At 60.0% G+C, this 15,352-nt stretch carries 16 protein-coding genes; 5 read left to right on the top strand and 11 right to left on the bottom strand.

Translation table 11 applies throughout. The annotated features are described in order from the left end of the window. Positions 1-198 precede the first annotated feature (198 nt). The 4 genes from CXF97_RS04065 (at position 199) to CXF97_RS04045 (ending at position 5,455) form a co-directional block, all read left to right on the top strand. Positions 199-1,971: an N-acetylglutaminylglutamine amidotransferase gene (locus CXF97_RS04065; protein ID WP_101156356.1), complete on the top strand. Its 1,773-nt coding sequence runs from the start codon at positions 199-201 to the stop codon at positions 1,969-1,971. Positions 1,972-1,974: 3 nt separating this feature from the next. Further along, on the top strand, positions 1,975-3,720 hold the full coding sequence (gene ngg / locus CXF97_RS04060; protein ID WP_101156353.1) for an N-acetylglutaminylglutamine synthetase: 1,746 nt from the start codon (positions 1,975-1,977) through the stop codon (positions 3,718-3,720). Between the two features lie 147 nt (positions 3,721-3,867). Next, the gene (locus CXF97_RS04050) at positions 3,868-5,058 is read left to right on the top strand and encodes an osmoprotectant NAGGN system M42 family peptidase (protein WP_101156428.1); all 1,191 of its coding nucleotides are present in this window, start codon (positions 3,868-3,870) and stop codon (positions 5,056-5,058) included. Between the two features lie 169 nt (positions 5,059-5,227). Then, positions 5,228-5,455 (top strand): YheU family protein, encoded by a 228-nt coding sequence (locus CXF97_RS04045; RefSeq protein ID WP_003172962.1) that lies wholly within the window; start codon positions 5,228-5,230, stop codon positions 5,453-5,455. A 5-nt stretch (positions 5,456-5,460) separates the two neighbouring features. On the opposite strand, the gene csrA is transcribed toward CXF97_RS04045, so the two are convergent. From csrA to CXF97_RS04030, 3 genes are all read right to left on the bottom strand, one after another. Continuing rightward, positions 5,461-5,646, bottom strand: coding sequence for a carbon storage regulator CsrA (gene csrA / locus CXF97_RS04040; protein WP_101156350.1), 186 nt, complete (start codon positions 5,644-5,646; stop codon positions 5,461-5,463). Positions 5,647-5,779: 133 nt separating this feature from the next. Next, the gene (locus CXF97_RS04035) at positions 5,780-6,112 is read right to left on the bottom strand and encodes a YnfA family protein (protein ID WP_101156347.1); all 333 of its coding nucleotides are present in this window, start codon (positions 6,110-6,112) and stop codon (positions 5,780-5,782) included. A 63-nt stretch (positions 6,113-6,175) separates the two neighbouring features. Then, positions 6,176-6,991 (bottom strand): SDR family oxidoreductase, encoded by an 816-nt coding sequence (locus tag CXF97_RS04030; RefSeq protein ID WP_101156344.1) that lies wholly within the window; start codon positions 6,989-6,991, stop codon positions 6,176-6,178. 330 nt (positions 6,992-7,321) lie between these two features. Here CXF97_RS04030 and CXF97_RS04025 point away from each other — a divergent pair, with 330 nt between their 5' ends. Next, positions 7,322-7,474: a DUF3309 family protein gene (locus tag CXF97_RS04025; protein WP_003183939.1), complete on the top strand. Its 153-nt coding sequence runs from the start codon at positions 7,322-7,324 to the stop codon at positions 7,472-7,474. A 72-nt stretch (positions 7,475-7,546) separates the two neighbouring features. Here the strand turns inward: CXF97_RS04025 and CXF97_RS04020 are convergent, their stop codons facing one another. From CXF97_RS04020 to CXF97_RS03985, 8 genes are all read right to left on the bottom strand, one after another. Beyond that, on the bottom strand, positions 7,547-9,640 hold the full coding sequence (locus CXF97_RS04020) for an LTA synthase family protein (RefSeq protein ID WP_101156341.1): 2,094 nt from the start codon (positions 9,638-9,640) through the stop codon (positions 7,547-7,549). 313 nt (positions 9,641-9,953) lie between these two features. Further along, entirely contained in the window at positions 9,954-10,559 is a 606-nt protein-coding gene (locus CXF97_RS04015) for an START domain-containing protein (protein ID WP_101156324.1), read from the bottom strand. A 40-nt stretch (positions 10,560-10,599) separates the two neighbouring features. Further along, positions 10,600-10,854 (bottom strand): YkgJ family cysteine cluster protein, encoded by a 255-nt coding sequence (locus CXF97_RS04010; RefSeq protein ID WP_101156321.1) that lies wholly within the window; start codon positions 10,852-10,854, stop codon positions 10,600-10,602. Positions 10,855-11,017: 163 nt separating this feature from the next. Then, positions 11,018-11,491 carry a translation initiation factor 2 gene (locus CXF97_RS04005; RefSeq protein ID WP_101156318.1) on the bottom strand — a complete coding sequence of 158 codons (474 nt, stop codon included), beginning with the start codon at positions 11,489-11,491 and terminating at the stop codon, positions 11,018-11,020. Positions 11,492-11,569: 78 nt separating this feature from the next. Next, positions 11,570-13,009 carry a PLP-dependent aminotransferase family protein gene (locus CXF97_RS04000; RefSeq protein ID WP_024013893.1) on the bottom strand — a complete coding sequence of 480 codons (1,440 nt, stop codon included), beginning with the start codon at positions 13,007-13,009 and terminating at the stop codon, positions 11,570-11,572. 333 nt (positions 13,010-13,342) lie between these two features. Next, positions 13,343-14,155, bottom strand: a complete 813-nt coding sequence (locus CXF97_RS03995) for an OmpA family protein (protein ID WP_101156315.1) — start codon at positions 14,153-14,155, stop codon at positions 13,343-13,345. Next, the gene (locus tag CXF97_RS03990) at positions 14,152-14,514 is read right to left on the bottom strand and encodes a DUF4398 domain-containing protein (protein WP_038860459.1); all 363 of its coding nucleotides are present in this window, start codon (positions 14,512-14,514) and stop codon (positions 14,152-14,154) included. The genes CXF97_RS03995 and CXF97_RS03990 overlap by 4 nt, the downstream gene beginning before the upstream one ends. A gap of 9 nt (positions 14,515-14,523) precedes the next feature. Further along, entirely contained in the window at positions 14,524-15,345 is an 822-nt protein-coding gene (locus CXF97_RS03985; protein ID WP_101156313.1) for an ABC transporter substrate-binding protein, read from the bottom strand. Positions 15,346-15,352: the final 7 nt, after the last annotated feature.

The following is a 15,352-nucleotide window of genomic DNA, read 5'->3' as shown; positions in this document are numbered from 1 at the left end:
TCAAAAAAAGCGTAACGGCATAGCGTGCAAATCCAGCCCGACTTCGGCGCTGATAGCGTTAGGGCACAACGCCGCTTAGCCGCCTTATAACTTATCGATCTAAAACTCCCCCTACCGAGACAGGTCAGTTTCTGAGTACCCGCACTTTTCGCGCGGTACGGCTTGACCTTCCCCAACGGAAAAACCGGTAAGGACTTTATGTGCGGATTAGCTGGCGAGTTACGTTTTGATCAACAACCTGCAGACCTTGCAGCGATCGAAAGAATCACCCATCACCTGGCCCCTCGCGGCCCTGACGCGTGGGGCTTCCATGCCCAAGGGCCGATTGCCCTGGGCCATCGACGCCTGAAAATCATGGACCTGTCGGACGGCTCGGCGCAGCCGATGATCGACAGCCAACTGGGCCTGTCCCTGGCGTTCAACGGCGCGATCTACAACTTCCCCGAACTGCGCGAAGAGCTCGAAGCGCTGGGTTATGCCTTCTATTCCGGTGGCGACACCGAAGTGCTGCTCAAGGGTTATCACGCCTGGGGCGAGGCGCTGCTGCCGAAACTCAATGGCATGTTCGCTTTTGCCATCTGGGAGCGCGATGCCAAGCGCCTGTTCATCGCCCGTGACCGTCTCGGCGTCAAGCCGTTGTACCTGTCGCGCACCGGTCAGCGCTTGCGTTTTGCTTCGGCACTGCCTGCGTTGCTCAAGGGCGGCGATATCAACCCGATCCTCGATCCGGTGGCGCTCAATCACTATTTGAATTTCCATGCGGTCGTACCTGCGCCGCGAACCTTGCTGGCTGGCATCGAGAAACTGCCGCCGGCCACTTGGATGCGCGTTGAAGCCGATGGCCGCACCGAGCAGAAAACCTGGTGGACCCTGCCCTACGGCCCACGTGAGGACGAAAAAAACCTCAATCTGGAAGACTGGGTCGATCGCGTCCTCGACAGCACCCGCGAAGCGGTGGCGATTCGTCAGCGTGCGGCGGTTGATGTGGGTGTGTTGCTCTCGGGTGGCGTCGATTCGAGCATGCTCGTCGGCCTGTTGCGCGAAGTCGGCGTAGAGAACCTGTCGACCTTTTCCATCGGTTTCCAGGATGCCGGCGGCGAGCGCGGCGACGAGTTCCAGTATTCAGACCTGATCGCCAAACACTACGGCACCCGCCACCATCAGTTGCGCATCGACGAGAAAGAAATCATCGAGCAACTGCCCGCCGCCTTCCGCGCAATGAGCGAACCGATGGTCAGCCACGACTGCATCGCGTTCTATCTGTTGTCCCGCGAAGTGGCCAAGCACTGCAAAGTGGTGCAGAGCGGCCAAGGCGCGGACGAACTGTTTGCCGGTTACCACTGGTATCCGCAGGTCGACGGCGCGGCGGATCCATACGCCGCTTATCGCGATGCATTCTTCGATCGCAGTTACGACGACTACGCGGCGACGGTTCAGCCCAAATGGCTGGTCGATCACGATGCGGCCGGCGACTTCGTCAAAGAACACTTCGCCCAACCCGGCGCCGATGCCGCGGTGGACAAGGCGTTGCGACTGGACAGCACGGTGATGCTGGTCGATGACCCGGTCAAACGCGTCGACAACATGACCATGGCCTGGGGCCTGGAAGCGCGCACGCCGTTCCTCGACTATCGACTGGTCGAACTGTCGGCCCGCGTGCCGGGCAAATTCAAGCTCCCGGACGGCGGCAAGCAGGTGCTGAAAGAAGCTGCGCGCCGGGTCATTCCAAGCGAAGTGATCGACCGCAAGAAAGGCTATTTCCCGGTGCCGGGGCTCAAGCACTTGCAGGGCGACACGCTCAACTGGGTGCGCGAGCTGCTGCTGGATCCGAGCCAGGATCGCGGCCTGTTCAACCCGACCATGCTCGACAAGCTTTTGACTGATCCGCAAGGCCAACTGACCCCGTTGCGCGGCTCGAAACTGTGGCAACTGGCGGCCCTGAACCTGTGGCTCAGTGAACAAGGAATCTGATCGATGAAACCCCATGCCACGTCCATCAACCAACGCCTGCTGCGTGGTCAGGCCCCCTCGTATGAACGTTTGCAGGCGCGCCTGGCCGAAGACGGCAGCGAACCTGCCACCGCACCGATTGCCGTGCACTGCGGCTGGGGCCGGCTGCTGATCGGGCACACCTTTCCCGATCCGGCGTCGCTGGCGCAGGAGCTGCTCAACGAGCAGCCCGGCGAGCGCGATATTGCTCTGTACGTCGCCGCACCGCAGCAGATTCTAGGCCTGGAGCCGACTCAGCTGTTTCTCGATCCTTCTGACACCCTGCGCCTGTGGTTCAGCGATTACCGGCAGGCCACGCGGGTGTTTCGCGGCTTCCGTATTCGTCGCGCGCAGAGCGAAACCGACTGGCAGGGCATCAACCGTTTGTACCAGGCGCGCGGCATGTTGCCGATCGATCCGGAGCTGCTCACCCCGCATCATCAGGGCGGCCCGGTATATTGGCTGGCGGAAGACGAGGACAGCGGCGCGGTGATCGGCAGTGTCATGGGCCTCAATCATCAAAAAGCCTTCAACGATCCGGAACACGGCAGCAGCCTGTGGTGCCTGGCGGTCGACCCGCACTGCTCACGTCCAGGCGTCGGTGAAGTGCTGGTGCGGCATTTGGTCGAACACTTCATGAGCCGTGGTCTGGCGTACCTGGACTTGTCGGTATTGCACGACAACCGCCAAGCGAAAAACCTCTACGCCAAACTGGGTTTCCGCAACCTGCCGACGTTCGCCATCAAGCGCAAGAACGGCATCAACCAGCCGCTGTTTCTCGGCCCGGGGCCGGAGGCGAATTTCAATCCTTACGCGCGGATCATCGTCGAAGAAGCGCATCGACGCGGCATCGACGTGCAAGTGGATGACGCCGACGCCGGGCTGTTCACCCTCAGCCATGGCGGCCGTCGCGTGCGTTGCCGCGAGTCGCTGAGTGATTTGACCAGTGCGATCAGCATGACCCTGTGCCAGGACAAAAGCCTGACTCACAAGGTGCTCAAGGCCGCAGGCTTGAAACTGCCGGCACAGCAACTGGCGGGCAATGCCGACGACAATCTGGCCTTTCTCGATGAATACCAGCGCGTGGTGGTCAAACCGCTCGACGGTGAACAGGGCCATGGCGTCGCCGTGGATCTGAGCACCATCGAAGAGGTGCAGAAGGCCATCGAAACCGCCAAGCAGTTCGACAGCCGCGTGTTGCTGGAGAGTTTCCACGAAGGCCTCGATCTGCGCATCGTGGTGATCGGTTTTGAAGTGGTCGCGGCGGCGATTCGCAAGCCCGCCGAAGTGGTCGGTGATGGTCAGCATTCGATCGGTGCGCTGATCGAAGCGCAAAGCCGCCGCCGGCAAGCGGCCACCAGCGGCGAGAGCAAGATCCCGCTGGACCACGAAACCCAGCGTACGCTGCACGCGGCCGGTTACGACTACAGCAGCATTCTGCCGGCCGGCGAGCATCTGTTCGTGCGGCGCACGGCCAATCTGCATACGGGCGGTACGCTGGAGGATGTGACTGACATTCTTCATCCGACGCTGGTCGACGCGGCCGTGCGCGCGGCGCGGGCGCTGGATATTCCAATGGTCGGCCTCGATCTGATGGTGCCGGCGGCGGATCAGCCCGAGTACGTCTTCATCGAAGCCAACGAACGCGCCGGCCTGGCCAACCATGAACCACAACCGACGGCGGAGCGCTTTGTCGATCTGTTGTTTCCGCATAGTCAGCCGGCTGTCTGAACCCTTCCTGATCGTTCCCACGCTCTGCGTGGGAACGCCTCATCGCACGCTCCACGTCCATTTGAGGGACGCAAAGCGTCCCGGGCTGCATTCCCACGCAGAACGTGGGAACGATCAGTGCTCAACCCTTCAGGAGTTTCCATGACCATGACCACACAAATCCCTGAACCGGATCTGGCTTACCTGCAAAAAGTCCTGCTGGAAATGCTCGCCATTCCCAGCCCTACCGGTTTCACCGATACCATCGTGCGCTACGTCGCCGAGCGTCTCGAAGAGCTGGGCATTCCGTTCGAAATGACCCGGCGCGGCACCATTCGCGCGACGTTGAAGGGTAAAAAGAGCAGCCCTGACCGCGCCGTGTCTGCGCACCTGGACACCATCGGCGCCGCGGTGCGCGCGGTCAAAGACAACGGGCGCCTGACCCTCGCCCCGGTCGGGTGCTGGTCGAGCCGCTTTGCCGAGGGCAGCCGGGTCAGCCTGTTTACCGACACCGGCGTTATTCGCGGCAGCGTATTGCCGCTGATGGCCTCCGGGCATGCGTTCAACACGCAGGTCGATGAAATGCCGATCAGTTGGGATCACATCGAGCTGCGTCTGGATGCTTACTGCACAACCAAGGCCGATTGTGAGTCGCTGGGCATCAGCGTAGGTGACGTGGTGGCGTTCGATCCACTGCCGGAGTTCACCGAAAGCGGCCATATCAGCGCACGCCACCTTGATGACAAGGCAGGCGTCGCAGCGCTGCTTGCCGCACTGAAGGCGATTGTCGACAGTGGCCAGGAACTGAACATCGATTGTCATCCGCTGTTCACCATCACCGAGGAAACCGGCAGCGGCGCGGCGGCGGCATTGCCGTGGGACGTCAGCGAGTTTGTCGGCATCGACATCGCACCGGTCGCACCGGGCCAGCACTCCAGCGAACACGCGGTAAGCGTGGCGATGCAGGATTCCGGCGGGCCTTATGACTATCACCTGTCGCGGCATCTGTTGCGTCTGGCCGGCGAACACGAATTGCCGGTCCGCCGCGACATGTTCCGCTACTACTTCAGCGATGCGCACTCGGCGGTCACCGCCGGCCACGACATCCGCACTGCCCTGCTCGCTTTTGGCTGCGATGCCACGCATGGCTACGAACGCACGCACATCGACAGCCTGGCAGCGCTCAGCCGCTTGCTCGGCGCATACATCCTGAGCCCGCCGGTATTCGCCAGCGACGCAGCGCCAGCCAATGCTTCACTGGATCGCTTCAGCCATCAGATCGAGCATGACACGCAGATGGAAAGCGAAACCCGCGTACCGCCGGTGGACAGTCTGGTGGGGCAGCGTTCCGACAGTTGAGCCTTCGGTGAACAGATAACCGCCTTCGCGAGCAGGCTCGCTCCCACCTTTGAAATGCGATTCCTGTGGGAGCGAGCCTGCTCGCGAATGGGCCGGCACTATCGATACATAACTGGCAGACGAAACCCAATCCCCGTAGCATCCCGACATTGATTTGACCGAGGTGCCCATGCTCATTCCCCACGACGCGCTTGAAGTCGACACCCTCACCCGCCTGATCGAGGACTTCGTCACCCGCGACGGTACCGATAACGGCGATGACACCCCACTGGAAACCCGCGTGCTGCGCGTGCGCCAGGCATTGACCAAAGGCCAGGCCTTGATCGTGTTCGATCCGGAAAGCGAACAGTGCCAGTTGATGCTCAAGCACGACGTACCCAAGCACCTGTTCGACTGAAAACTTCAGCCAGCCTTCGCTGCGGCCTCCTTGCGCTTGATCCGGTCGTAGACCTCGGCGCGGTGCACATGGACTTGCTTCGGCGCCTCGACGCCGAAGCGAACGCTGGAACCATTGACCGACAGAACACGCAACGTGATGTCGTCACCGATTGAAATCAACTCACCGACCACACGGCTGAGTACGAGCATGGGATTCATCCTTCAGGACTGGCAAACCCTGAAGATGCGCGGCTTACAGCGGCTTAACAATGCGTGACGGGCAAATCAGTCTTGCCCTACAGTCACCCACGCCTCTAGCTGTCAGACGCTTCGCACAAAGACATCAACCGGTGGAAAAGCGCGGCCCGAACAGAATCACACTGGCACCGACCACGCACAGCGCCATGCCGATCCAGTCCGAGCCCAGTGGGCGCACCCGTTCAATCAGCGCCAGCCAGCCAATCGAAGCAACGATGTAGATTCCGCCGTACGCCGCGTAGGCGCGCCCGGCGTAGGCCGCTTCGACACGGGTCAGCAGCAGCGCGAACACGGTCAGGCTGAGCAACGCGGGAATCACCCACAACGCACTCTTGCCCTGGCGCAGCCACAGGTAGAAAGCAAAACAGCCGGCGATTTCAAACAGCGCCGCCAGAAAGAACCACAGGTAATTGAGCATGAACGCGTCTCGACAGGGTGACCATGGCGGCCACCCTAACGACGCGGCAGGCAGCGAACAAGATCAAGCGTTGTTTTGTTTGGCCTTGGCGCGCATTTTCTCGGCCATTGAAGTCATCTCGTTATAGAGCAATTGCGGATTCTTCTGTTTGAGCGCCCAGGCCATACGCCCTTGTTCGTGCGGCAGAATCATGAACTCGCCAGCAGCGACCTGCTGATAGATGTAGTCAGCGATGTCGGCTGCACTGATCGGCGAACTTTCCAGCAACTTGCCGACCTGGGCTTTCATTGCCGGCGTCGGGCCACGAAAAGAATCGAGCAAGTTGGTCTGGAAGAACGATGGGCAAACCACATGCACCGCCACTTCCTGCTGCGCCAGTTCAATCAGCAGACTTTCCGACAACGCCACCACGCCGGCCTTGGCCACGTTGTAGTTGCTCATCGCCGGGCCTTGCATCAGCGCGGCCATGGAAGCGATGTTGATGATCTTGCCTTTGCTCTGTTCCAGCAGCGGCAGGAACGCCTTGCAACCTTTGACCACGCCCATCAGGTTGATCGCGATCTGCCAGTCCCAGTCTTCCAGGGAGAGTTCGCTGAAGAACCCGCCCGAGGCGACGCCGGCATTGTTGACGATGATGTCGATGCCGCCGAGCTTCTCTTCGCAGGCTTGGGCGAAGGCGGTGAGCTGGCTGTAATCGCGCACGTCGCAGCGCTGGATGAAACCGTCACCGCCCGCCTCGCGCACCAGTTTCAGGGTTTCCTGCAGGCCAGGCTCACTGACATCGGACAAGGCCAGCCGCCAGCCTTCACGAGCCCAGCGCAGCGCGATTTCGCGACCCAGGCCGGAGCCTGCACCAGTGATCATCATGCGATTTTGCATAGCGGACAGCCTTGTTGTTCCGGGAAAGATGCGCCGAGTGTAGCGAAGGTTCCACCGCCACCCACGCTCCATCCAGTTGCTGAATGGAGGATCAAAAGATTGCTGCCCCCGGAAACTTCGCAACCCGATCCTGTAGGAGCTGACGAGTGCAACGAGGCTGCGATCTGTTGCTTTAAAGGAAATAACAGAGCAATCCAAATACATTAAAAAAACATTGAATTTTTTTTCATCGGCACAAGTCGGAACATGTAAGCCGGCTGGAATTTAGTTGCTCTCCAGCTGCCCACTGATCATCAAGACTCTTCCAGACTCTGAACAAGGAAATCACCCATGGGCACAATTCTAATCATCATCCTGATCCTGTTGCTGATCGGTGGTCTGCCGGTCTTCCCGCACTCCAGAAGTTGGGGTTATGGCCCGTCGGGCATTATCGGCGTGGTGTTGGTCGTGCTGCTGGTGCTGTTGTTACTCGGCAAGATATGACGATTTGAAGCTGTAAAAAAAGAGGCCCTTTTTCAAGGGCCTCTTTTTTATTGCACGGACTTTAACCAGTCATCAGTCCGGTTTGCCGTGAATGACACCGGCGGTGTTATCCAGCAGGCTCTTGGTCGCGGTTTGCAAAAACGCCTCGAGCTTGAGTTTAAGTTCGGCAGTACGCGGCGCGTTTGGCACCACTTCGGCGTGCGGATTGGCACCCAGTTGGTATTGCCAGATTTTCGGGCCCATGTCCTTGTCACGTGGCAGTACCAGAATCTGGTCGGCGGTGACGATGGCAGTGGTCTGCTCGCTGCCCGATGGCTTGATCACACCGAAACCGGTATCGCCCTGCGGCAGGTTGAGCAGGTCGCGGCCCCAGCACTGATGACGCACTTCCCCACCGAGACGGCCCATGATGGTCGGCACGATGTCGATCTGCGTACCCACGGTGTGGTCGCGAGTACCGAACTTCTGCTGAATGCCCGGGGCGATCATCAGCATCGGCACGTTGAAGCGACCCAGGTCCATTTCGGTGATCTGGCGCTCGTTACCGAAGCCATGGTCGCCAACGATGACGAACAGGGTTTCGTTGAAGTACTTCTCTTTGCGCGCCTTCTCGAAGAACTGGCCCAGCGCCCAGTCGGAGTAGCGCATCGCGGTCAGGTGTTCATTGAGGCTGCCACGATCAGTCACTCGCTCGACCGGCAACGGCGTCGGCAAGGCGTACGGCGTGTGGTTGGACAGGGTCTGCAGCAGCGCGTAGAACGGCTTGCCGTTTTCTCGTGCCTTGAGCTCCTGCAAGCCACGATCGAACATGTCCTGGTCGGAAACGCCCCAGGTCGGATCGGAGAACACCGGATTGACGAAATCGTTGCGGCCAACGAAGTTGGTCATGCCCTGGTTGCTGAAGAAGCCGGACTGGTTGTCCCAGGCAAAATCGCCGTTATAGACGTAGACGTCGTCATAGTCGCGGGCGCTGAGCAACTGCGGCAGGCCGGACAGTTTGTGGCTGCCTTCCGGGGTCTGCATCAGGTATTCAAAACCTGGCAGATTGGGGAAACAGGCCATGGTCGCGAACATGCCCTGATGCGTGTGGGTGCCGTTGGAGAAGAAGCGGTCGAACAGCAGACCTTCCTTCGACAGCTTGTCCAGGTACGGGGTGATGTTGCCCGGCGCACCCAGCGCACCGACCGAGTGCCCGGCCATGCTTTCCATCAGGATCACGACGACGTTCTTGATAGGCAGTGTCTTGTCGGCAGGCGGCATGTAATCACGGCGTACGGCAGCGATGTCGGCATCGACCAGTTTGTCGTCCGGCATCAGCAGCATGTCGCGCACCATCTGCTGGGCCTGCTCTTGCGGCAAAGTGGCTTTCCAGATGTTGTCGCGGTCCTCGCCCATGCGCGCCTTGGCGGCAGCGATCAGCGACAGCGTGCCGTTGAGGCCGAGCTGGTTGGCGAAGTTGGAATCGGTGGTGTAGACGTCGCCCCAACGCATCGGCGGACCCTGGCGCAAGGTGCCACGAGCGGCGACCACGCAGATCAGCAGGCAGACCACGAATACCGCCAGACGCGTGTACCACGGCGCAACCTGGCGGGAGCTGACGCTGCCGCCGCTGAACGGCCCACGCGGGCGGGTCGCGCGGTCGGCGCCTTTGAACGCCAGGGTCAGAATGACTGTGCCGATGACCCACGCCAGCAGGTAGCGAACCACCGGAAAACCGTACCAGAGCATGCTCATCACGGTTTTCGGGTCTTCCTTCACGTACTGGAACACCAGACCATTGAGGCGCTGGTGAAACTCGCGGTAGAAGTCCATTTCCATCAGGCCGAGGAACAGCGCGATGCTCGACGCGACGGTCAGCCACAGGCGGAAGAAGCCGCGCGCAGCCATGGCCCGGGCGCTGAACAGTGCCAGCACCAGCGGAATGCACAGGTACACCACCAGGCGCAGGTCGAAACGCAGACCGTTAATGAACGCCTCAAGAAAGGTCGCGGCCGGGGTATCGAGGATCATCTCGCGGTTGTAGACCAGCAGCGCGAGGCGCAGCGCGGAAAACATGACCATCATGACCAGTGCGCACAGCAGCGTGTAGGCCAGATGCGATTTGACGGTTGGTTGCAGCAGGCGAGCAGATGATCGCTGCTGATTCAGGGCGTCCGGGTTTGCCATGTCGTTTTAGGACCCATTGGAAGTTGAAGTTGCAAAAATACAGCGGCGCCAGGCCCTCTATTGGTCATTCCAGACCCCGGGGCGTGCGCGGTGCGCAAATGTTGCACGATCGTTCACACCATTGCCATTGATTACTCACCTGCTCTTCGAGACTTTCGTTAACAGGCTGGCAGCGCTGTGGCAGGCAACAAGTGCGGGCGAATTGTCTTGGAGACTTTGTGAAAATTTCGTGCAACGCATATCTGGAAATACAATTTAGAGACAAAACAAAACGCCCCGAACCGGTCGGGGCGTTTTGCTTACAGCGCGGAGATTATTTCTCGGCGCGCTCTTTGAGTGCTTTCAGGGTATTGAATGGCGCATCGACCACGAACTTGTTGGCAACCATGGCTGGCACGCTGCCGCCAGGCTCGGTGTGCACTTGGTACGTCACTTCAACCTGATCTCCTTTAGGCACGAACTTCCAGAAGCCTTTGACCTGCTGAACCCGTACGAAGCCTTTCTCTTCCGGCAGATAGGTCGGCACGCCTTCAAGGTTACGGGTCAGGCTGCCATCGGCGCCTTCAACGGTGGTGATCTTCAACACCGAATCACGCGGGGTCACCGGCCATGGCGTGTTGAATTGCGAATAGGTCCAGCTCAGATCGCCTTCGTGCTTGAGCAGTTTCTGGCTCTTGCACTCGTGGATCCACGCGCAGGCGCCGGAGACGTCTTCCTGCAAGGCGCGCAATTTGGCGATGGTGGTCTTCATCAGCGCGACGCCCTGGTAGGACTTGTAGTCCGAACCCGGCACTTCGGCCAGCGAGACCTTGATGCCATCCTGTTCCTTGGCGACTTTCCAGCCCTCAGCGTGAGCGATGGACGTGGCCAGCACAGCGGTCAAACCACACAACACAGCGATACGGTGCAGCGAACCCATAGTTTTATTCCTTATTGTTGAAGTTCCGTTCGTGAACACATCACGCCGCCGTCATCTGCTCCCACCAGCCGATCAATCTGATCGCTTCTTGCGAACTGCTGCCGCAAACCTCGACATCCGCAGCGAACCCCGAGCAAACAGGCGGACGCTCCGGGCGGCCGAAAATGCTGCACAGGTTATCGACTGACAGCTGCACGCAACGTTCGCCGGCGGGTTTGCCATCGGGCATGCCAGGGATCGGCGAACTGATGGAGGGGGCAATGCAGCAAGCGCCACAGCCTTCACGGCATTTCATGACGTACAGATCCTCGCAACGGGCGATGTGTAAAGAGACGGGAACAGAGTAACCGCTAAAACGACTGTTTCAAATTGCTGCAAGCGGGTTTTCAACGATAAGTAAAAATGACCGGGCAGTCTCCGACGAAGCGTCTGGTCTGCACATTGCAGATGGCCGGGGCCTACTGTTTGAATTCAAAATCCAGTGCCGCGCCTTCCACATCGCGTCGCGCTTCATTGCGCAGTTGCAACTGCATTTCATTGCTGAGCAAACGGCCGTTGAGCTGGAAGCCGCTGTCTTTCTCACCAAACATCTGCGGCAGGATCGCCTCGCGTTTGGGCAGCTCCACGGTACCCTTGGGCTTCAACTCTTCAACCATGTCCTTGGGCAGGCTGAGATCGAGTTTTGCCGGCGGCAATTTGGTCCTCGCCACTTCGCTGGCTGATTTCGATTTCGAGGCAACCGGGCGGCGCTTCTTCACCGTGGCGTTTTTTTTGGCCTGATTTTTTTTTGCTGGAGCCGCAGTTTTCACGGCCTGCTTCGTTGTACTCGTCGCTGCCGGTTTTTCCTGGGCTGCGGCCGCCATGACACCCGGCGCCTGACCGGTCATCAGCAAACCCAGCAATACCCACGCGGCAGGAACAATCGCTTTCATGGACCCAACGAACTGACGGCAGAGGGCCACATGCTCGCCTGTTGTGCGTCACATGACAAGCCTCACCTGCCCACTCGTTCAGAATCCGCCAGCGGTTTCCTGACACAATTGGGTCGCCAACAGACCCAGCGTCATCAGTGCCCTCTCCGCCTCGCGGTTCCACGGAATGCCGCAATTGAGGCGGATACAGTGGTTGAACTGCTCGGTGTTACTGAAGATCAGCCCCGGCGCGATACTGATGCCTTGTTGCAGCGCGCGAACATGCAATTCCTGGGTGTTGACCCGCCCCGGCAAGCTCACCCAAAGGATGAAACCGCCCGTGGGCCGGGACATTTGCGTGCCCTCGGGGAAATGCTGCTGCACCGCCAGCTGGAACGCGCTGAGGTTTTTTCGGTATTCCTGACGGATGTAGCGTAAATGCCGGTCATAACCGCCGTTTTCCAGATAGGCGGCGATCGCCATCTGCGTGACGCTGCATGCCGAATGGGTACTGAAAGTCTGCAGGCGCTGGATTTCCTGCTGGTACTTGCCAGCGATCATCCAGCCGATGCGCACACCTGGCGACAAGGTTTTGGAGAAGCTCGAGCAGTAGATCACCCGATCCAGTCGATCGTAAGCTTTCAGCGCCTTGGTGCGGCCCTGTTCGAACATCAGTTCGCCGTAGATATCGTCTTCGACGATCTGAATATCGAAATCCGAGGCCAGGCGCAGCAACTGTTTCTGTCGCTCTTCCGGCATGGTTCCGCCGAGGGGATTGCTCAGGCGCGTGGTCAGCACCAGCGCCTTGATCGACCATTGGTTGGCGGCCAGTTGCAAGGCCTCCAGGCTCATGCCGGTGGCGGGGTCGCTGGGAATTTCGATGACTTTCAGCCCGAGCAGATCGGCCAGTTGCAGCAGCCCGTAATAGGTCGGTGATTCGGCCGCGATCAGATCCCCCGGCCGGGTCAGCACGCGCAATGACATCTGCAAGGCATCGACACAGCCGTGGGTGATGACCACTTCCGATGGATCGACCACCACGCCGGCGTCACGCATGCGGATCGCGACTTGCCGACGCAGCGGTTCGAAACCGGGGCTGAACATGTAGCTGAACGCCCGAGGGCTGTGAAACCGGGTGACCTTGGCCAATTGCTGATGCAGCGCGCGCACCGGCAAATAATCGACACTCGGCACCGCAGCGCCCAGGGGAAACACGCCCTCGCGGCGGGACTCGACCAGTACCTGTTGAATGATGCTGCTGCGCGTGACCAGCCCCGGCCGCTCGACCCGGGCGATGTCCGGGGTCGGCGCGGTGAGCGCGGGGGTCTGGTGCACGTAATAACCCGATTGCGGACGGGCGCGGATCAGGCCCTGGTCTTCGAGATTGGCATACGCCTGCAACACCGTCGCATGGCTGACGTTGAGCTGCGAACTCATCTTGCGCACCGAAGGCACGCGCTCCCCCGGTTGATAGACACCACGGCGGATGTCTTCGGCCAGTTGCTGAGCAATACGTTGGTAGAGCAAGAGATTGGTCATGACGCAGCACTCGATTTCACGGGCGTTTTATTCTTGTCTGAAACAATACCGGAACAGTTTAGAAGTGTACTGGGACAGTTGCCAGATTACTCGACAGTACAGTGGGGTGTCTGCCCCCATCTATGCAGGTTGGCGCGGCAATCTACAGACATGAAAAAGCCCGGACTGCATGACAGTCCGGGCTTGTAGGAGCCGGTAGGAGCTGACGAGTGCAACGAGGCTGCGATCTTTTGCTTTTGCCTTTGCTTTTGAAGATCAAAAGATCGCAGCCTCGTTGCACTCGTCAGCTCCTACACAGCTCCTACATAGCTCTACACAGTTCCAACGGTGTGATCAGCGGGCAGCGCCGAGCTGGCCTTTTTCGTCGGAGAAAACAATTTCCACGCGGCGGTTCTGCGCCCTGCCGCGCTCGGAGGCGTTGGCGTCGACCGGGAACTGATCACCGTAACCTTCGACCTGAATACGCTTCTCATCGATACCCAGGTCGACCAGCACATCGGCCACCGACTGCGCACGATCGCGGGACAGCTTGAGGTTTTCCTGCTTGCCGCCCGTGCTGTCCGTATAGCCCTCGATGCGCACAACGCGCTTGGGGTTCAGCTGCAGGAACTGAACAATCTTCAGCACGACCCGGTTAGCCGAGTTTTTCAGTTCAGCCTGGCCGGTGTCGAACAACACATCGCCGAGGGTCATGACCAGACCACGATCAGTCTGCGTGGTAGCCAGCGCCACGATCTGTTCCTCCAGCCACTTGCCTTGCTGCTGCACGCTGAGCAGCTTGGACTCGCGCAGGGCCAGTTGCAGACGCTGGCGCTCAAGCTCGAGCTTGGCTGCGCGTTCCTCGTTGAGCGCCTGGTTGGTGTGCTCGCGGGCGATTTCGCTGTAGCGCTGGCTCAGGTAGGCGTAATGCACCACGTCGGCACCGCTGCCCCAATAGGTCGACAGCCGATCAGCGCGGGCCAGGGACTCGCCGGCGCGGATCACGTCTTTCGGCGCGATGCGCAGGACGTTGGAATCTTCCTTGACCTTCTGGAAATCAGCGCCGGCCTGTTGCAGCGCAGCCTCGCTGTGCTGGCCGGCGCAGCCGTAGAGGCTGGCGCAACCGGCAAGAAGCAGAATGCCGAGCGCGTTGGACTTGAGGCTCATTGCGCTTCCCCCAGTTGCAGCTGCTTGCGCAGGCGGACAATGCGGGTATTGAGCACATTCAGCTGTTCTTCACTTTTTTTCGTCAGCACCTTGGCCTCGGCCAGACGTGCATCCAGTTCGGCCTGCTCGGCACGCATGCGCGCGTTGCGATAGGACTCGTCGGCCATGCTGCCTTTGGCGCGGTTGTATTTTGTTTCGGCCAGCTGCATTTCCGGCACTTCATCAGCGGTAGCGCCGACTGCCTTGGCCTGCACGATGGCTTGTTCGGTCAAACGCATTTGTTCACTGGGTGCCGGATCGGATGCGCACCCGGCCAGGGCCAGAACGGCCACTGCCGCGAAAAGAGGTCGAATACTCACTAAGAATCCCTACTGTTTTGGGGCACTGACAGGTAGTGGCGGCTGTTGCTGTTGCGCCTTCCAGCGCTCAATGTTGCGTTGCAGCGCGGCTTCCGTCAGTCCGGACGCGGGCAATTCTGTCATCTTTTTGGCGAGCTGTCCGCGCAACCACGGATCGTTGCAGGCCGAGTTATGCGAAACCGCGAGGAACAGACCCGGGCGGTCGATGGGTTGTTCGAACGCCAACAGATCGCTGGTCATGCCCAATGTCTGCGCGGCGGCAAGGCCTGAGTAACGTCCGGCGAGGACATATTCCACCTCGCCCAACAGCAGTTTCTGTAATGCCTCGGTAAGGTTTGCTGTGCGGGTCAGGGTCAGATTCTGCTCGGCGAAAGTGCCGAATGCCTGGGTCATCCGCGACTTTTCCGACACCGCGCCGGCATGGCCTTTCAGGTCGCTGGCCTCGGCATAGGTCAGCGTCGAGCCTTTGCGCGTCCACACCAGGTAATCGTTTTCCAGCAGTGGCGGATGAATGAAGTCAAGGTTTTCCAGCTCGGTCACGGTCAGCGGCGCGTCGGCCAGCATGTCCATGCGCCCGCTGCGCACTTCATCGAGGGCCTGCGAGCGTTTGCCGGCATACAGCAGGTCGACTTTGATGCCCAGATCCTTGGCCACTTGCTGCAACAGATCGGCACTGGCGCCGATCAGGCGCTTGGGGTTTTGCGGGTCCTGCCACAAGTACGGCGGCGCGTCCGGGCTGCCGGTGACAACCAGGCGCTCGCACTTGCCAGCGGCCATGGCCAAACCTGGCAACAGCACCAATCCCAACAACCATCCGCAGCGCAGATCCATGGCAAAA

The organism is Pseudomonas sp. Choline-02u-1 (assembly GCF_002836515.1).
Lineage (GTDB): Bacteria > Pseudomonadota > Gammaproteobacteria > Pseudomonadales > Pseudomonadaceae > Aquipseudomonas.
The sequence above is the reverse complement of the archived record's forward strand: the minus strand, read 5'-3'. Positions and strand labels throughout refer to the sequence as shown.